Below are 19449 nucleotides of genomic sequence, written 5' to 3' on the forward strand. Positions count from 1 at the left end.
ATCATCATCCCTTTCGATTTCGTAAACTCGGCTGCTTCTGTTTCTATCTTAGTAGTCCGAGTTCACAGGAGCCATTGACGATCTCATGTTCATGATGGATTATATTCTGATTTTTCATATTCCACACGGTTGACAAACACCAGCCCCCGAATCATAGTATAACTATGGATAATTTACGAAAATCAGACGGATTTCAATCCCAGAAAATTATCGTCCTGCCGGATCATATTATGCAAGAAGCTGCCCGGCATCCGCTTGTTCAGCCTCTGCATGTGACGGACATTGGATATTTCCCGCGTGCGCTTCATCACTATCGGGAGCGTCCGGAAGGCAGCGCGGCTTACATCGTTATGTATTGCGTGGATGGAGAAGGCTGGTGCCGGATGAACGGCCATAAAGCGTTCCGGCTTCTCAAGGGCCAGGTGGTTGTCATTCCGCCGGGTACTCCGCATGCGTATGCTTCGTCGGAGCAGCAGCCCTGGAGTATTTACTGGTGGCATATGAAAGGGCAATCTGCGGGCGATTATTACGAAGGCTTCAGCGACGCCGCGGAACCGGCGGTCATTCCGGTCGATCAATCGCGGCGAATGGTGGAGCTGTTCCAGGAGAGTTATGATCTGCTGCAAAAGGGATATACGCTGAACCATATTATCCATGTCTCGCAATTGGCGGGCCACCTGGCGGCTATCATCCGGCTTGCCCGGCTTCAGCCCCAGCATGGGCTTCAACCGCCGCACAAGCACGATCTGGACGAGACGTTGCGCTTCATGACAGAGCATCTGGAGCGCAATGTGAGCCTGAAGGAGCTTGCGGCTTATGCCAATCTGTCCGTCCCTCACTTCACCTTCCGATTCAAGGAAGCGACGGGTTATTCCCCGATCGATTACTACCTGCGCCTCAAGATCCAGCTCGCTTGCCAGCATCTGGACCTGACCGGCCAGAGCATCAAGGAGATCAGCCACCGGCTCGGGTTCCAGGACCCGTACTACTTCTCGCGGCTGTTCAAAAAAATCATGGGAAAGTCCCCTTCCGATTATCGGGATACCCGGAAGGGGTAGTCTCGTCGCCGCCCGATTCGATCTTTACCACGTCTACTAGCCCTTACTATTTTCAGGAGGAAAAAGCGATGAACAAATCTCTGCTTGTCTTCATGATATTGGCTATCCTTATCTGTGGTTGCAGTAATAACAGTGATAGCGCGGACCAACCTGAGCCTAAGTATATCGGGTATGTCGTTCAACAAGAAGGGAACAGGATCTTGGTAACCCATTACGATGAACAATCCGAATTAAATGACGCGATTTGGATAAGAACCAAGAAAAATATAGCGTTAGGTCAAAAAGTTTCCATTGAACTCGATGGCGGCATCGAAACCTCCTATCCTGCCCAAGCTTCAGCTAAGAACATAGATATCATCAAAACCGAACAGCCTGAAACATCCCGACTCACTCAGCAAGAAGTCATTATCAGGACATTGGACCACTTTAACACGATCGGATTGCCGTTTGTTAAATCGATACATTATTCCGAGGCGAAGAATGTTTGGACCGTTGTCATGCTTGACGGCCAATCCGATGTAGTGGAGGATATGGAATTTACAATAGAGGGCTAGCAACGATAATATTGACGTAAGCGTAGAAGTCAACGGCAAAAAAACGCCGTATCGTCTATAAGACAACACGACGTTTCCGTTCCGGTAGACAGCATCTATTCTTGAATCTGTATCCGATAAACCAAGCTGTCAAAATCCCCGCGCAAGGGCAGCTCAATTCCGATGTTCATCAGAGCCCTGCCGCTCCACTCGCCCTCCACTCCCTCAATAGCATACGGCTGATCGGCTTGCAGCCCTGTAAGCCGCAATCTTGGCAGCGGTTCGCCCAGCTTCTGGCTGTGCAGGAACGCAAACAGCACATTGTCGCTTCCGTCTTCGCTGCCATATTGTACGGCCGTTACGCCTTTATGCTGTAGCGAGGACAACCGATACTGGCTGCCGAATTGGACCAAATGACGAATCGATTTATACTGCGAGACATACGCGGCCGACTGCTCCATCAGCTCATCGCTCCATTCATTGAGGTTTGCGCCGATACCGAGTGTCCCCATCATGGCGCTGTGAAAGCGGTACTTAAGAGATACTTCTCTCTTGTTCATGCCGGTCGGCGACTCGGTTACCCAGCAGGTCATCATCCGCGGCGCATACGAATACGAGAAGCCTTCTTGAATGCTGAGACGGTCAAAAGCATCGGTGTTATCGCTCGGCCAAGCCTGGTCCGCATAACGGAAGATGCCAAGATCAATGCGCGCTCCGCCTCCGGCACAGGTCTCAAACGCCACATGCGGGAATTTGCGCCGCAGCTCCGCCCAGATCTCGTACAGACTCTGTACGTGGCGAATCCAAATCTCCTTCTGGCGGTGCAGCGGATGATCCTTCATTCCGGGCTCCGTCACCGTCCGGTTCATATCCCATTTAATGAACTTGATGTCATGCTTCTCCAGCAGGTCGGTCATAAACTGCAGAATGTACGCCTTAACCTCCGGCTTGGACATGTTCAGCAGCAGCTGATTGCGAAGCTCGGACCGCTCCCGTGTCGCGAAATGATACACCCAATCCGGGTGCTCACGGTACAGATCGCTGTCCGGATTGACGGCCTCGGGCTCCACCCAGATCCCGAATTCCATTCCGAGCTCATGTACCTTGTCGATCAGCTCGCTCAGGCCGTTCGGGAATTTCTCCCGGTTCACGTACCAATCGCCCAGCCCCGCTCGGTCGTGATTCCTCTGCCCGAACCAGCCGTCATCCACAACAAACAGTTCAACGCCCATGTGTGCCGCTCGCTCGGCGAGGGCCATCTGATCGGTGGCGTTCACATCGAAATACGTCGCTTCCCAGGAGTTATACAGCACAGGCCTGGTTTCACCACTCGGCAGCACGTCCGAATACTGGTACCGGTGCAGCTGTCGGCTCATCCCGCCGAAGCCGCCGCTGCTGTACCCCCCAACGAAGCAAGGGGTATCAAAGGTTTCACCTGCTCCGAGTACCCACTCGCTGTCAAAATCATGAATGCCTCCGGTCACACGAACATGATCGAACACCGTCCGCTCCGCCGTGATTCTCCAGTTCCCGCTCCAGGCCAGCGCGCCGAACCAGACCTGCCCCTCCGATTCCGTTGCCTGTCCGTTATCCATCGCAAACCACGGGTTCGCATGGCTGTCCGTAAAACCTCTTCGGGATTCCAGCACCTTCTTCCCTTCACTGAGGAAGGTGTTCCGAAGCTGGAACTCGCCGGACCATTTTCCCGTCACATGCGTGAGTCGGTAATCCGCCAGATACGGCATAACCCAAGCGGCAGACTGCACATTTTCCAGAACGATATCCGTCTCGCCGCGGTTCACGATCCGGGCTGTCCGTTCGATGAGGTCATGTTCAGGGATTACCCGGTATTCCAGCTGGACCTCAAACGGATACACGTCGTCTCTCGTCGTGATGACCAGGGCTTGCCTGCCATCCCGCTCCACCGTTTCATGCCCGGCATAACGAACCGACAGGTCGCGCACGCCGTTAGACATGCGGACCTTCAGGCTGGGCTCGCTGTATTTGACTCCGCCCCAGAAGCTGTATTCCTCTACCTCCGAATGCACTTCCGCGTCGAACGAGCTATGTGATCTCGGCTGAAGCAGCCGTGCCGCATCTTCCACCCCGACAGGCTGTCCCCAATACAGATGCTGCAAGCTGCCTTGGTCGTTAATCCCGAATAGATAAGTGCTGTGATGGGTCTGAATGGCAAAGACCCGATGCAACTCTTGATATTGAATGGTCACTGAATATCATCCTTCCGCCGCGCATTGATGTTGGATCATAGAGCAAAGGGGAGCCAAAAGACGAAGCATCTTCTGACTCCCCTCAGCACGATTATTTATCCCATAATTGTTGACGTTGGTTATAGTTGTCCGTATAGATCTTTTCCAGCTTGGCAAGTCCAGCTGCCTCAACCTCTGCCATCATCTGGTTATAAGACTCCACCACTTGATCCTCGGAAGGCGACAGGGCCATCTTCAGAAAATATTTATTGATCGTATCATTCACCTTCGTCTCCATGATGGCCTCCGGCGTTCCGCCTGCAGGTCCCAAATTGTCATAAGGTGCCGTATCAAAGGATGTGTCCGCCAGATTCTTAATCGCCAGATCCGTGACCGGATCGGTTTGGTAACGGCCCATCAGGTCATACGGGGTGCCGTCCTCGCCGGGACCGTTCTTGATCATCCAGGTCCACTTGCGGATACCGGTCGTACGAGAGGCCTCGTCCCAGTTCTTCTTGAAAGCATCCAGCACTTCCTGTCTTGGCACATGCTTGCCGTCCTTCATATCCCAATGCTCGCCCTCAACCCCCCACATCAGCAGGTACTGGCCTTCCTCGCTGGCGAGGAAATCCAGCAGCTTCATCGTTCTGACCGGATCCTTGTTGGAGCGGCTGATCGTGACCCCGTCCCAACCCAGAGAGCTCTTCGGTCCGTAGGTTGCCTCATCCGGCTTCATGCCCGGGGCCAGCACTTTATATTGATAGAATTGGCGCTCGTCCTCGGTGGCCTTATCGGCGGCTTCAGTTTTGAGCAGCGCATTCGCATTGCCCACATTCCACAGCGCTTCCGCTGTAGCAAACACATTGCCGTTGCCCAGCTTCTGCTCGTATTGCTTGGTCTTCATCGTGGCCCATTCCTTATCGAGCAGCCCCTTGCGATACAGGGAATTCAGGAATTTAACCATTGCAAGGTAGCGGGGATCGCGAATGTCCTTCTTCAGCTCACCGTTCGTTTCGTAATACGGCATCATGCCGTACATCCCTTTGAAGCTGCCGCTGACGCTCCCGATATTCTCGCCATTAAGTGACATCGGAATGCTCTCTTTGCCGTCGATGGTCGGATATTTTTCTTTGAATTTCACCAGCAATGCCTCGAATTCTTCCGCCGTGAACGGCTCCCCATTGTCCATCTTATCGCCGATGCCGAGCTCCTTCATGATGTCCTTGCGCATCATGAATCCGAACACCGGGTACTGCTCCAGGCCGTACCAATTGGAGAAATAATAATTGTTGCCGTCCTCGCTTCTCGTTTTGGTCAACGTATCGCCGTACATTTTCTGAATATTAGGTCCATGTTCTTCGATCAGATCATTCAGCGGAATGACCGCACCGGAGGTAATATATTTGTTCATGATATCGCTTCCACGACTCATCAAAATAACATCGGGAAGATCGCCGCTGGCCAGCATCAGATTCAGCTTCTCTACCGGATTGCCCGTAGGCTGCTGGATTTCAACGGTGACCCCCGTCTTTTCCGTAATCACTTGCGCGACCGGATTGGTGAAGGCATCCCCCGTATTTTGGTCAAACCAGGTTAACGTAATGGGTGCGCTGCTGTCCCCTTCCGTACCGCTGTCTCCGCCCGATGCCGCCTTCTGGTTGCCGCCGCAAGCCGAAAGCGTTGTCATAACAAGGGCTGCTGCCAGAATCAATTTTAGTTTCTTCATACCCTGAACCCCTTTCTAAGGTCGTCATATTCATGTGATCGAATATATCTATCATTGTAAAAACAGGGAGTTCATTGTTCTATAACGCAATCTTACAATTCATAATGCAAAACGTCTGTCATTCCAACAAGGGCTGCTGCCTGTCCAGTTGATATTCGGGATGCCTATCGGAGATTACAGGTATCCGAATGGTAACCGCCGTTCCGATGCCAAGTCGGCTGAAGATGCTGACGCCATATTCCTCCCCGTAGGTGAGCTTGATCCGGTCATCCACATTTTTCACGCCATACCCGGACAGATTGCCGGATTTATTCAGGGCTTGATCCAGCTGCTCCGGCGTCATCCCGATGCCATCATCAATAACCTGAAGTACAATGCCGTCACCCTCACGCCTCACCTTCACAATGATGTTGATCCCCGACTCATCCCATATGGCATGATTGATGCAGTTCTCAATGAACGGCTGCAGAATGAGCTTGATGGTCGTGGTCCCGAACAGCTGCTCATCGAGGTCATAATGCATATGCAGCTTGTCCCGGAACCGTATTTTCTGAATCGCCACATAGTTCTTCACCAGATTGATTTCCTGTTCCAGCAGAATGATGCGCTTCCCCTTATTCAGCGATACCCTGTAATACTTGGCCAAGTAATTAACCATCTGATACACCTGCATCGCCCCTTCCTTCAACGCCAGGGAAGATATCGAGGACAGGGTGTTGTACAGAAAATGGGGATTGATCTGCGCCTGCAGGGTGTTCAGTTCCGACTCTTTCCTTGCTATCTCCTTCACGTACCCGTCATGGATCAAGGTCTGAATGGTAGAGGCCATCTTATTGAATGCAAAGGACACCTGGCCGATCTCGTCATGCCCCATCGGTTTGATCGACAGCCGGAAATCCCCGCGCTCCACCTTCCGAATCTGCTGCAGCAGCACCTCGATGCGCTTTGTCATGAACTTGGTCGTAAAATAGAGCAGCAGGACCGCGATGCCAATCGCTACGGCAGAATACCAGATGATATTCCTGGTCGCCTTGTTTGTATTGGCGAGCAGCTCGTCATATGGCACGGTAATGACCGTGGCCCAGCCGTTACTCAGCTTTTTATATGTAAAAAAGCGTTCCTGCCCGTGTATTCGAATATCGAAATAACCGTCGTCCTCCGTCAGTTTCTCCTGAATGGGAAATACGTCAAACAGCTGGTTCGACTTCAGCTCCTGATCTCCCGTGCTGATCACGCTGCCATTTTGGTCAATGATATAGACGCTCTTGTTATAGTTCTCCATCTTGATCAGGGAGTAAAATTCATTATCGTTAATGTCGATGGTCAGAATGCCGTACGGATGCTGCAGGCTGAAATAACTCAATGAACGCGCAATGGTGATTGACGCATCTTCGGCCCGGAAGTCCTCGGAATGGAAATACACCGTGTTTCCCGCGGCCTCCAGCACCTGTTCCTCTAACGATGGGGCTAGCTCCTCCGTATATTTGACATATTGACCGTCGGAATAGAGGGTATGGTTGCCCGTATAAATCGTAATGCCCAGAATGTTGGCATTCAGCGTCATCAGGGACGGCAGCGTGCGGTTGATATATTGGAATGCATCCAGATAATAATAAGCCTGCTCATAATCGGTAGACAGGTAATTACGGAGCTGGGCATCCATGTAGAGAATGTTCGACAGTTGATTGTAATACTCCAGCCGCTTCTCCACATTCGTGTTAATCTGTGCCAGCGATCCGTTGAGCGCGGTATAGGTATGCTCCGTAATGGTGCTGCGGGTCGAGGAATACGAGTAATAGATCAAGAGCGAGAACGGCAGGATGATCACGATCAGGAAGATAAAAAAGAACTTGTGCCGAAGCCGCCAATTGGAATACGCGCGCTTCTGGCCGAGTGGGAAGGACCTCGCGATACGGCCCAGCCTTCCGAGTGGGCTATATGCTTTTTCGGTATTCATTAGGCGTGACTCCTTGGCTCTTGAGGAATAAGGAAATGAAGTAGGACGTGCTCTCGTAACCGACCCTTTGAGCGACATCCTGGACTTTCAGGGAATCGTCAGCCAGCAGCTCCTTGGCTTTGCTCAAGCGAATTCTCGTTAAATAATCATGGATCGTCATCCCGGTTTTCTCTTTGAAGATGGAACGCAAGTAGTTGGGAGACAGATATACCTGATCGGACAAGCTGTTGATGGTAATGGCCTGATGAAAGGTCTGATCGATGGTCGTTCTCACCTGATGCACCAGTCTCGCATTTTTGTCCATGAACCGGTGTTCCAGCGTATCGATTGCATGCCGGGCAAATTCCAAGACAATCGCTTCGATCTCCATAATCGTCCGACATTGATAGATGGATTGGTAGAGCTCTGCCCGCTTGTGGCTCTCTATCATCGGTTCATGAATCTGCTCCAGCAGACGCTCCACCACGCCAATCGCAAAGTCGCATACCTCCGATTTCGTAATCCGAAGTTTAACCAGCCGACTGAAGAACTCCCGCAGCTTCTGCGCGGCCTGTTCCAATGCCAGCTGATGAATATCCTCAAAATAAGCGGCCTCTTGAAAGGGAGGAATTTGGCGGCTCCCCAGCTGTCGCTGCACATCCTTGGCATAGATGACTCTCCCGTTCCCCACGTAGAACATCTCCTCCAGCATGAAACGCGTCTCCCGGTATAAATCCTGGACGCGGGACAGCTCCTCCGGTTCTTCATTGACAGCCGCCGTCATCGTAAAGCCGAGCGTACCCTGCATCTCCTTCAGCACATCTTCCCAAGTAAACCGGCTCAGATGGTAAGCAGCATCCATCAGGATGCCAAGCTCCCCTTCCCGGCAGACAACAAAGTCAGCCTGCAGCTTTTTATCCGCGAGCCATTCCTCCATATAAGTCTGAAGGCGTGCCAGGCCATCCTCCATGGACAGTCCCGATGGTGTGACGCTTTGACTATCGATACTCAGCAGAGCAAGGGTATACGTCTTCGGCTCCGAATCACGGGACAGCTTATGGTAGCTGCCAGCCAGGTTCAATAAGCGTTCCTCGTTCTTCTCAAAAATCATTTCTCTAACAATATTGGATTTGGTCACGCGAATCGAACGGTTCTTCATCCGTACTTCCTCGCAGCGCCGTTTCACTTTATCGATAACGCTTACAATTTCACTTAAGTCCAGCGGCTTCAATAAATAGCCGACCGCTCCCACATTCAAAGCTGACTTCACATAATTGAATTCATCATGTCCGGTCAGGAATACGAACTGAATCCAGTCGAACTGCTCACTCACCTGCTTAGCCAAATCAAGTCCGTTCATCACAGGCATCTGGACGTCCGTCAGCACGATATCAGGCTGGATCACTTCAATCTTCTCAGCAGCATCCCTGCCATTCAGGGCTGTTCCGGCGACATATATCCCCATCTCTTCCCAACGAATATAATCTCGGATCATCTCAAGCTCTAGTTCTTCGTCATCCACGAGAAAAATGCTATACATGTTCATACCCCCTGTGTCAGCTTATCCCTTAATATTATAGCGATTTCGCCATTTTAACTATGGGAACAAACAATGTAAGTTATTTTCAAGCATCATTCGTTACATTGTCATATCGACACTCTTTTTTTGGGAGTCTTATAATTTTAGATAACTTGAGATGCGAGGTGCCCCATATGAAACCTGCTACAACACTACAGACGCGGAGTGACATCAACATAAGTCCTCCCGGAAAAAGACGATGGGCCATTCTGAAGCAGCAGAAATATCTATTCCTGATGATGCTGCCAGGTCTGATCTGGGCCATTGTATTTGCCTACACGCCCATGGTTGGTTTATACATGTCGTTTGTCAATTACCAGCCTACCCTGGGCGGCTTCTGGTCGACCCTGTTCACAAGCGAGTTCGTCGGCTTCGAATGGTTCCGCTACTTCTTCAACAACGGCGACTTCTGGATCGTTATGCGCAATACGCTGGCTTCCACGCTGATCACGCTTCTGTTCTCCTTCCCGATGCCGATCCTGATCGCCATCGCGATTAACGAAATCAAGAACGTGAAATTCAAAAAGACGGTGCAAACCGCCTCTTATCTTCCGTATTTCATTTCCTGGGTAATTGCGGCAAATATCATCGTCACCCTGCTGTCTTCAGACGGTGCAATAAACGGCATATTGAAGTTCTTCCATATCACCAATGAAAGCGTTTTATTCTTGCAGAATGGAAAATACTTTTGGTGGATCGTCGCGCTCGGCAATACGTGGAAGGATATGGGCTACAGCTCGATTATGTATCTGGCAGCGATATCGTCCATTAACCCGGAGTTGTACGAGGCTGCCAAGGTGGATGGCGCGAACCGATTCAAGCAGATCCGGTTCATCACCCTGCCTCATCTGAAACCGACCATTGTCATTCTGTTGATCTTGGCACTCGGCGGCATTCTGAATGCGGGCTTCGACCAGCATTTCCTGCTGGGCAACGACTTGACGCGGGATTACTCCGACGTCCTGTCCACCTATTCGTTCCGTTACGGTATCCAGAACGGCATGTTCTCCTATGCAGCAGCCGTCGGCATGTTCAGCTCCGTTGTGGCCTTCATCATTGTGGTCATCGTCAACTATACGGCGAAGAAGCTCAACGGCCAGTCCCTATTCTAAACACATAAGGAGGTCCACCCATGATCAGCAAAAAAACCATGCCCGAACGTATCTTTGATGCCTCTTTATATGTATTCCTGGCCGGCATCTTTCTCGTGACCTTCTATCCCTTCTGGAATATCCTGGTCATCTCCCTGAACGATGCAACGGATACGATGCGGGGTAATCTGTACTTCTGGCCAAGAGTGCCTACCATCGAGAGTTACGTGACCATCTTCCGGAATCCGGAGATATGGAACGCCATTCAGGTGACCGTACTCCGGACGGTTGTCGGAACGGCGGCCTCCATCTTCTTCATCACGCTGCTCGCCTATCCGCTCAGCAAGCGCAGCCTGCTCGGCTGGAAATACTTCTCCTTCTTCTTTGTGTTCACGATGTATTTTGGCGGCGGCCTCATTCCAACCTATATGATTATCAAATCCCTGGGACTGATCGACTCCTTCTGGGTCTACATCTTCCCCGGCCTGATCGGCGTCTTCCTGATGATTCTCGTGCGTACCTTCATGGAGCAGATCCCCGGCGAGATCGAGGAATCCTCCAAAATCGACGGCGCCAACGACCTGCAGACGTTCTTCCGCATCATCATGCCGCTGTGCGTGCCGGTGCTCGCCACAATTGGCCTGTTCCTGGCCATCGGCCACTGGAACTCCTGGTATGACTCCTATGTCTATACCTACAAGCCAGAGCTCAAGACCCTGCAAGCCGTCCTGGTCAAGATCCTCAACCAGTTCCAAACCGCCGGCATGATATCCGACGCGCAGCAGCTTGCGCAGGGCTCCAAGCGCATCCCGGTATCCAGCGAAAGCATCCGGATGGCGGTGACCATGGTCGCCACGCTGCCGATCATTATGGTGTATCCTTTTGTGCAAAGGTATTTTGTGAAGGGGATTATGATGGGGGCTATTAAGAGTTAGGGGTTTGTTGGGAAAGAAAGTGAAGCCCTTACCCGGGAGGGGTAAGGGCTCTCTTACGAATTATAATATAATAACAATCATTTCCTCATTCCACTGATTCGGGGTTGTGCCTATAATTTATTTCTTTTATCTTCACAACTGAAACATCTATACATTCCAATAGATCTTCATTAAAGATAGCAAGATTTTTTCCGTTTTCATACATTGTACTCTTGTACTCAATTCCTTGATAACCTTTACTTTTAATAAAATCACTTATGTATTGAGTGGGCAAATAATCAAGCGGGCTATCCTGTCGTCTCAAAGGTCTAGCTATTTCATTTCCTATTTTTTCTAGATGTTTTCTATTTACTGCATGTTGAATAAAATCAATGTCATCTGTTGTACGAAAAGGACATATTTGATGCAATTTCATAAGATTAACTACTGAAATATCTTCTTTTAGCCTAAAATTACCTATTGTGACATAGTCATGAGTACCAGCTCTTATCTCATGTATAGTTGTTTCTCTCTCTGATGATAAATAAAGACAACTAATTCCAGAAGCATTTACACGTCCATCTGTTGCTATACCCACAGGAGGGGCACCCATTTTATTTCTTTCTAGTCCTCCTACATCAGATATCCTTGCTCTAAAGAAAATAGTTCCTTTTTCATAAGATTTTTGAGCGTATTTTAAAAACGTATTAAGAATTTCTAAATTAAAAAAATCAGTATGAAACCTGTTATCACCCTTAATTCCTTTTACAAAATCTTCCCACGCGTAACCTTTAAGAATGGAGTTGTTTTTAATGTAGCTTTCATCTTCGGTTGAAAGAATACCAACTGGTTCATCAAAAACACTCGGATTTTCTTCATATCTCTGTTTGCAGATATTTTTCATTAATCTTTCTATCTTTTCTTTTTCGATGTTAAATATATTCCATTTTTCAAAAAGCTCATTACGTAAAAAATCTCTCTTTTCTTTAGGAAAATGATCAGGAAGATTAGCTGATGGAATATAAATATCAAGTAAACCATCAAACAATTGAATTAGATCAGTATTAGGTTCGCCAGTATCATATATATAGACATGACTCTTACCGCAAACGTCACAATCCCCTATTACCTGAAGTCCTTCTATGATTGCCTTGATTTCAGGATCCTTGAAACACATCGAGCAACATATCATAACTATTGTACCTCTTCTAAAAAATTGCTCATAAGCTCAAAATGGTGCATAAGCGATAACTTCTTTACTGTTCCAAGACCAGGGTAAGTTCCTTTTTTGAAATGGCTAATTAATTGCATAATTCCATATGTATTTAAGTTTTGTGCTTTGTTCCACTCAACGAGCTTGAGTAAAGCTTCACCAAATTTACCAGCGGGATCCTTTGTATCTTTATTTGAATCAGAAACAAAGTGCCTAATTCTTAGATTTTTCTTAGTATCAAAATATACAATATGTATGGCAACCGCATATGGAGCGAATCCAGTCTCATTATAATCCGAGCCAATAATCGAATAGTCCGAAAATCCCTTATATCCATCTTCTTCGTAGTATAAATGATCGTCCGAGAAAAATTCATCTTCGTCCTCAGTGTAATCCGTATTCCTTGTTTTTTTTGCAAACTTATCATTAAATAATATTCTATTATGTCTAACTGTTCTTCTGTAAACACTCTCATCAGGTATTAAATTGTATCGTGCTGCTGTATCGTGAAATGTGTCGGCATATTGACTTAAATAATCTCTATTATTATGAATCAAAATAATATCGTTTTTATTGATGCCTTGTTCGATTAACTTCATTAAATCAAAAACAGAATTTTCGTTTGTAATGTGCGAACTAAGAACAGTCTGAACTCTCAATAATTCAATTAACTTTTCTGCTGACTTATCATTATTGACATTCCCTATCTCATTAATAAAGTTCCCTACCTGTGGATTACGTACTACACCTATGAATTTTTTTTCAATGCTAAACTGTTCAATTGTTTTTATTAGTGTAGAAGAGAACTTAACAGGCTCGATAATTGGAAATATTTTAGTACCAATCAATCCGTATTCTACTAATTCTCTTAATGCAATTAATTCGAACTGTTTAGCTCGTAGATATGGAAAATACATTTTCCTTACCCCCTTATTTTTCTCTCTAAGAAAATATTTAATTTGTCATAGTCATTATCCTTGAAATTTGAAAAATAGACTAGAAATTTTAATTGAGATGGTACTTTTTTATATTCATCAATTTTCTTAAGCTTTCTAGATTTCAGCTCAGAAAGTGTATATTTATAAGCTTTCATAATATCAATATTTTCAAACATTTTGAGACATTCCTTATAATAATTAAATTGATTTGTTTTAGGTAACACTCCAAAATGTTTTAATATTATTTGTTCAAATTCATGCTTCCTTAAAACTCCGAAAAGCGAATGATGATTGAGTTTGGAATTATTCTCGACTGGCTCTTTTCTAACACTTAAGGTGTTTCTAGATGTTAGAATATAAATTCCAACATCTGTCTTTTTTAAAAGAGAATTTATTTTGTCATAATTGGATTCACAAGTTACTACACAAACGTTATTAAACGCTGTGTAGTAATCATTTATTTGATTTTCTAATCTATCAAATGAGTCCAATTCTGTTTTGATTTCATACACCACTGCCTTACCGTTAACTAAAATAAAATCTGCTTTTGATTTTCTAATTGGAATTTCTGTTAATGCTACTGTACTTTTAATACTATGTCTTCCTAGAAGTAACTTATTTAATAAAGTATTTTTATAAAAATATTCATTACGGTACTCCAGTGTTAAAAACTTATATATTTGATCAATAACAAACTTATTTTCGAGATCAACTGTATTGCTTGTATACCTTTCAACACAGTTGATGTAAACTTCATTTGGCTTTCCGTTGATTAAATCTTTAAAAGTATTTTGAGTAAATACTCGGCTAAGAATAGTATTATTACTCATTTTTTTCACCTGACTTCTTAAGAAATTCAATTCAAATCTTTTTGTCTAAAGCATACAGTATATCCATTCTGATTGCTACTTAAAATCATTTTTTAATACTCCCCTGACACTATTGAAATCGTAAATTAGTGCACATAAATTAGTTTTAGCCATTTTCGCTCTTCATTATTACTTTTTCTTTCTAAAGTGATTAAGTACAAATGATCTCCTAATTTAGAGATATCAAAGCCAAAACAGTGTTTCATTCTAAACAACCCTCTAATTAGAACCAGAGGATTGTTTATATTATCCATATTGAATTCAGCCCATAATAAGACGTTTATCCCTTAAAGTAATTTATTTCATAAAGCTTTATTATGCCGACCATAAAAATCGTTCCATTAATCTTTCCATGAGCAGTCCCACCTCTCCCTCCCCCCATAAAACACCTTCACACTCCAGTCCTCATTCCCCTTCACCCTCGCCTCAACCAACTTCCCATCTTCCCAGCTCATATCCACCTCAATATTCCCTTTCGCCTTCAGCCCCTTCACGCTGCCCGTAGGCCATATGGCCGGCAGTGCAGGCAGGAGATGAATCTCGCCTTCGTGGCTTTGCAGCAGCATTTCTGCAATGGCGGCGGTGCCGCCGAAGTTGCCGTCGATGACAAAGATGTTGGCTTCGGCACCGGCTACGCCGGGTTTGGAGTAGGTGAGCAGGTTGTCGAAGGAGAGCTCTCCGATCAGGTGAGCAATATGCTGGACGGCCTGGTTACCGTCATGCAGTCGGGCGTAGAAGAGACCGAATAGGGCGGCGGTAAACTCGATATCCTCCAGGTCGGCCCGGCTGTTGCGCTTCTCCAAGGTCACTCGGGCGGCCGCAGCTAGTTCCGGGGTATGGTGCGGCGTGATCTGGCTGCCTGGATACAAGGCAAATAGATGCGCCAGATGGCGGTGCTCCGGCTGCGCCTCCTCGTAATCCTCCAGCCATTCCTGCAGCTGCCCCTGCTTGCCGATCATCAGCGGCGGAAGCTGAGTCAGCGCAGCCTGCCACTTCTGCTGAAGCTCCTCGTCCCTGCCCAGTGTCTGCGCGGCTTTCAGGCAGAACTCCAGCAAATCCCGGACCAGGACCTGATCCATGGTCGGACCCATGGACAGCTGCTGATGCCCTTCCTCCCGATTGTCCGTATAGAAACTGTTCTCCGGCGAATTCGACGGTCCGGTCACCAGCCAGCCATACTTCGGATGTAAGGTCATGTAATCCATGAAAAAGGCCGCTGCCTCCTTCAGAACGGGATAAGCCAGCTCCTCCAAGAACATCTCGTCGCGGCTGTAAGCATAATGCTCCATCATATGCGTGGCGATCCACAGCCCGCCCGTCACGTTCAGGCCCCAGGACGTCTCCCACCCCGGTGACGCGAATCCCCACGCGTTGGAGAATACATGCGCCACCCAGCCGTCGGCATCGTAATAATGTCGGGCTGCCGAGCGACCAGCCTCGGATAATTCCTGGATATACTGCATGAGCGGCCGATGGCTCTCGCTTAAGTTCACCGCCTCCGTCGGAAAATAGTTCATCTGGGTGTTCATGTCCAGGTGATAATCGCAGCTCCAGGCCATCTTGTTGGCCTCACCGTCATTCCATATCCCCTGCAGATGCATCGGCAGGACAGAATCTTCGCGGGAACCGCTGATCGTCAAATACCGCCCATATTGAAAAAACAGTGCAAACAACGCCGGGTCATCCAACTGCCCCCCCTTGAACCTGGCGATCCGCTCATCCGTTGGCAGACCCGAGTGCACCGAGCTTCCCAGATCCATACTTACGCGTGCATACAGCGGCTGATAATCCGCAAGATGATCTGTCCGCAGCGCCTCGTATCCCTTCCGCATGGCCTGCTCCAGCTGCAACGCGCTTTTCGCTCGCCAGCTCTCACCTTCCTGACGGTAATCCGTATTCACCGCAAAATAAATCGACACCTCAGCCGCGCCCGCGACCGTAAGGGTACCAGCAGAGCCGCTCAACTGCCCACCTTCTGCCACTACGCGCAGCAAGCCTTGGCAGGACACGCCGCACTCGCCGTTGCTGTGAATGTTTTCCCATGCCTTCCCCTGGAATTCGATTGTGTCCTTCCCTGTAACCGTGGTTTGAAAAGGACCGTTGTCCCCCTGAATCGAGATGCTGCATGTCACGCCTAACGAACCATGGCTCCGTATCCGGGATACCATCACCTGATCCGCATGGGTAGCAAATACCTCCCGCGCCATCTCCATCCCTTCCACCTCGCAAGCCGAACGCACAACCGCCTCATCCAGATCCAGCTCCCGGTGGAACAGCGGTTCCGCCTCTCCACTAGAATCCAAGGCTGGCTCTGGCTTCGTGTTCTGCTCAAAATCCAGAATAACCTGGCATAGTCCCAGATTCGTGCCAAAATTCAGCTTCTCCGGCTGCAGATACTCCTTGGCCAGTCGATCACCTCCGCGATAATCACCCTGGAAAAAATGCTGCCGCATCCGCTCCAAATCCGCTTGGCTATTGCTGCGGCCCTGGACCGGCTCGGGCTGCCCGGACCAGTAGGTGGTTTCGGTAATATTCCAGACTTCCCGATGCGGGGCGGACAGAACCACATTCCCCATTCGGCCGTTGCCGATCGGCAGTCCTTGCGTCCAGCTCTGAGCCGGTTTCGTGTACCATAGTTTCATATCTGTCATGTTGTTTTCTCCTCTTCATTTGATTTTCCAGTATGGAGACAAGCACTATCCTTACAGCAAAAGCAAGAAATCGCGATCCCCGGATGGAGCCGAGAACCGCGATGAACTTGTAGATGTACATAATGAATCGATGACGACTTGTTATGGATTAGGGACAATTTTCAAAAGCTTGGATTCAGCCGCTTGCAGCACCACATCCAGCGAAGTGCCAGACACCGTCCGGGATTCACCGCTCCACAGGTCCGTCACCGTATAGGACGCCGACCCTCCGGACGTAATACCTGCCCGGACGAGATCCACGGTGCGCTGTGCCGAGACTTGAGTATAGTTAAACACGGCTACATAGTGGGTTCCCTGATCGTCCAGCACGAATACGTTCGCGGCCTGCGTGCCCGTGTTGCCTTCTACCGGCCGGAACGCCTTGCCCTTCATCGCAAGCTTATTCACTTCCGGATTCGTCAGCAGCGTCTCCATGTACTGCCGGGCCGTTGCATCGGTTACATCATCCGAATTCAGGAAGACCGTGCCGGAGATGGCAGCCGCATTCACGCGCGAACGCGCTCCTTCTATCGATCCGCCCTTGGTCAAGTGCATGTAGTCCGGATCGGTATAATGATAGATCGTTCCGTTCTGCCACCAGCCGTACGTCAGATTGTTCAATTGGTATTCCGTGCTGCCGATGCTGCCGTCGATATCGCAGGAGATGCGGCGGCTGTGCGAATATTGGCTAGGGAACAGCGGCGCGATGGAAGCACTGATGAACATCGAGCCGTCCAGCACCTCATTCAGGTAAGCCATCCCTTGGTTATAGGCCTGTATGCCGGTTTGAACCTTCGGATCATAATGCTTGCCTTCCATTGCCCCGTGGCTTAGAAAATCGATTTTGATATATTCGAAGCCCTTGCTCTTAAAATTATTCATATAATAATAGATCCGCTGCTTCACGCCGGGATGCGTCGGATCGACGGCGTATGCACCGTCCAGCGTTGGCAGCACATTGCCTTCCGGATCACGAAGCACAATGTCACCGTACTTGTACTGACCATTCGTCCCTTCCACTACCTGCTCCATGTTGTTGCCCCAATACACAAATGGCGAATAATAGATGCCCGCCTTCTGTCCATTGCCGTGAATCACCTGAACCAGATCGCTCAGCTGCTGATCGGTCATATTATCCCAGTAGGAATCGAGATTGATATAGATATGACCTTCATTGTTAAAAGACTCATCCTGAGTATGATCTCTGAAATAATTCGAGACGGAAACCGCCTTGTCGTAACTCAGACCACTGTCATACGCTCCCCAACTGTTCCAGCCGACCGGAACGCCTTGAGGAATACCCTCGCCAAAGGCTAACGGAGGCTCGATGGCTGCATTCACATGACCAAACTCCTCAAGACCGGTCCGATAATCCTCGAAAAAACCGACCATGATCTTAGGCGAAGCAACTTGCTTGCCCGTTACTTTTCCATGCGGGATCGTGTCCCACGTGGAGGTGGATGACGTAAATCCGCCATATACACGCAATGTATTCAATTTATCATTCGAGCCGCTCCAATAGATGCCGGTCTTCCACGTGTCATGCGTTACCGAACCGATGACCAGGCCGTTCCGGCTCGTATTGTCATAGATGGCTGTAAGCTCCGAGCTGATGTACAGATCGTTGTTGAGACCCGTATTCATCGTCTTCGCCTGATATCTGGACCACGCATCATTATCGAACGGGACGACGAGAACCCGGTTATCGTCATAGCTGCCGATATCGATGCCGCCCCTCGCTTCCATCGCAATGGGTGCTATATTCGCCGTAGATAGCTCCGTTTTGTGTGAGGCTGCCGTTTCCGTAAGTAAATACGGTCCGTCATTATAGATGTAATAGATTTGACTAAGCGATGGCAATCCGCCGTGCTCATTCACGACTGTTACCTTGATGCCCTCGCCGGTTGCATCCTGAAACGGGATAATTTGATTTTTGTTAAACTTGTGATGTTTGTAATCGGTGCTCGCCACCATCTGGTCGAGTTCAATCTCGCTGTATAACCCCTTGGCGACCGCTTGGCCGTTCCAATTGAACTGCGACAACCCGGTTGAGGTGTTGTACATCAGCTCATACGTCGGATTGGATACCTTGAAGCCCTTGGCATACTCGGTTAGGGTGATGGAGCCGCCGTAGGGAGTGACTTGTTTTTGCCGGCCCAGATCGCCAATGTTCCCATCGCTGCCTGATCCGTCATCGCCCGCAGAATGATAGCTCAGCTCAATCTTGTCGAGATCCGGAGAGTAACCGCCTGCGTCATCGAACAGAATCGTGTTGCTGCCCTGATGCAAGACAATTTGAATCTTATAGGTGCCCATCGTGTCCCAATCCGCTGTTTTCGGAAAACTGAAGTTCTCCTTCTCCGCCCCGTTCACCGAGATCGAAGCCGCGCGGGAATCCCCGGAGATGTAGAACATATTCATATCGTAGACACCGGCTTTATCGACCTGAATTTGATTAAATTTCAGCGAGGAGCCGCCATACAGATTGCCGACCTTTTGCCCGCCTGAACAAAAGCCGCAATCGACAACGCCCGCATTCCCGGTCAACGTGTTCGGAGTGGACTCCGCCTCGTAAGATAGGACGCTTCCCGCCGTCGTACTCGCCGTCTCCTGCTGCTCCGCCGCAGCCAGTGAGCCTCCAAGCGCAGCACCTGCAAGCAGAATCGATAAGAACAGCATGAATGACCTTCGGAAG

At 48.7% G+C, this 19449-nt stretch carries 13 protein-coding genes; 4 read left to right on the plus strand and 9 right to left on the minus strand.

Annotated features, from left to right (window positions below; all coding sequences use genetic code 11):
• Nucleotides 1–164: 164 nt before the first annotated feature.
• Nucleotides 165–1058 carry an AraC family transcriptional regulator gene (locus M2277_RS01865; protein WP_006211551.1) on the plus strand — a complete coding sequence of 298 codons (894 nt, stop codon included), beginning with the start codon at nucleotides 165–167 and terminating at the stop codon, nucleotides 1056–1058.
• A 68-nt stretch (nucleotides 1059–1126) separates the two neighbouring features.
• Nucleotides 1127–1612 (plus strand): DUF3221 domain-containing protein, encoded by a 486-nt coding sequence (locus M2277_RS01870; RefSeq protein ID WP_152825609.1) that lies wholly within the window; start codon nucleotides 1127–1129, stop codon nucleotides 1610–1612.
• Nucleotides 1613–1707: 95 nt separating this feature from the next.
• Here M2277_RS01870 and M2277_RS01875 read toward each other — a convergent pair whose 3' ends face one another.
• The 4 genes from M2277_RS01875 to M2277_RS01890 all read right to left on the minus strand — a co-directional run bounded on the left by M2277_RS01875 (nucleotide 1708) and on the right by M2277_RS01890 (nucleotide 9000).
• Nucleotides 1708–3819: an alpha-galactosidase gene (locus M2277_RS01875; RefSeq protein WP_280753998.1), complete on the minus strand. Its 2112-nt coding sequence runs from the start codon at nucleotides 3817–3819 to the stop codon at nucleotides 1708–1710.
• A gap of 91 nt (nucleotides 3820–3910) precedes the next feature.
• Entirely contained in the window at nucleotides 3911–5524 is a 1614-nt protein-coding gene (locus tag M2277_RS01880; protein WP_280753999.1) for an ABC transporter substrate-binding protein, read from the minus strand.
• A gap of 118 nt (nucleotides 5525–5642) precedes the next feature.
• A complete protein-coding gene (locus tag M2277_RS01885) occupies nucleotides 5643–7481 on the minus strand; it encodes a cache domain-containing sensor histidine kinase (protein ID WP_280754000.1) in 1839 nt (612 codons plus the stop codon).
• Complete coding sequence (locus M2277_RS01890; RefSeq protein ID WP_280754001.1) at nucleotides 7459–9000, minus strand: response regulator; 1542 nt, start codon at nucleotides 8998–9000, stop codon at nucleotides 7459–7461. The genes M2277_RS01885 and M2277_RS01890 overlap by 23 nt, the downstream gene beginning before the upstream one ends.
• Nucleotides 9001–9173: 173 nt before the next feature.
• Between M2277_RS01890 and M2277_RS01895 the strand changes: the two genes are divergently transcribed.
• Together M2277_RS01895 and M2277_RS01900 are read left to right on the plus strand one after the other, a co-directional pair.
• Entirely contained in the window at nucleotides 9174–10151 is a 978-nt protein-coding gene (locus M2277_RS01895) for an ABC transporter permease (protein ID WP_006211556.1), read from the plus strand.
• A gap of 20 nt (nucleotides 10152–10171) precedes the next feature.
• Nucleotides 10172–11065, plus strand: a complete 894-nt coding sequence (locus M2277_RS01900; RefSeq protein ID WP_280754002.1) for a carbohydrate ABC transporter permease — start codon at nucleotides 10172–10174, stop codon at nucleotides 11063–11065.
• An 85-nt stretch (nucleotides 11066–11150) separates the two neighbouring features.
• Here the strand turns inward: M2277_RS01900 and M2277_RS01905 are convergent, their stop codons facing one another.
• The 5 genes from M2277_RS01905 to M2277_RS01925 all read right to left on the minus strand — a co-directional run bounded on the left by M2277_RS01905 (nucleotide 11151) and on the right by M2277_RS01925 (nucleotide 19433).
• Nucleotides 11151–12221, minus strand: a complete 1071-nt coding sequence (locus tag M2277_RS01905; protein ID WP_280754003.1) for an RES family NAD+ phosphorylase — start codon at nucleotides 12219–12221, stop codon at nucleotides 11151–11153.
• 17 nt (nucleotides 12222–12238) lie between these two features.
• On the minus strand, nucleotides 12239–13174 hold the full coding sequence (locus M2277_RS01910) for a sce7725 family protein (RefSeq protein ID WP_280754004.1): 936 nt from the start codon (nucleotides 13172–13174) through the stop codon (nucleotides 12239–12241).
• Nucleotides 13175–13179: 5 nt separating this feature from the next.
• The gene (locus M2277_RS01915; RefSeq protein ID WP_280754005.1) at nucleotides 13180–14025 is read right to left on the minus strand and encodes a sce7726 family protein; all 846 of its coding nucleotides are present in this window, start codon (nucleotides 14023–14025) and stop codon (nucleotides 13180–13182) included.
• Nucleotides 14026–14405: 380 nt separating this feature from the next.
• Nucleotides 14406–16715 carry a glycoside hydrolase family 95 protein gene (locus M2277_RS01920; RefSeq protein WP_280754006.1) on the minus strand — a complete coding sequence of 770 codons (2310 nt, stop codon included), beginning with the start codon at nucleotides 16713–16715 and terminating at the stop codon, nucleotides 14406–14408.
• Nucleotides 16716–16856: 141 nt separating this feature from the next.
• On the minus strand, nucleotides 16857–19433 hold the full coding sequence (locus M2277_RS01925; RefSeq protein WP_481857758.1) for a carbohydrate-binding protein: 2577 nt from the start codon (nucleotides 19431–19433) through the stop codon (nucleotides 16857–16859).
• Between the last annotated feature and the right edge of the window lie 16 nt (nucleotides 19434–19449).

The sequence above is a fragment of the Paenibacillus sp. LBL genome (assembly GCF_029893715.1).
Classification (GTDB): domain Bacteria; phylum Bacillota; class Bacilli; order Paenibacillales; family Paenibacillaceae; genus Paenibacillus_AQ; species Paenibacillus_AQ glucanolyticus.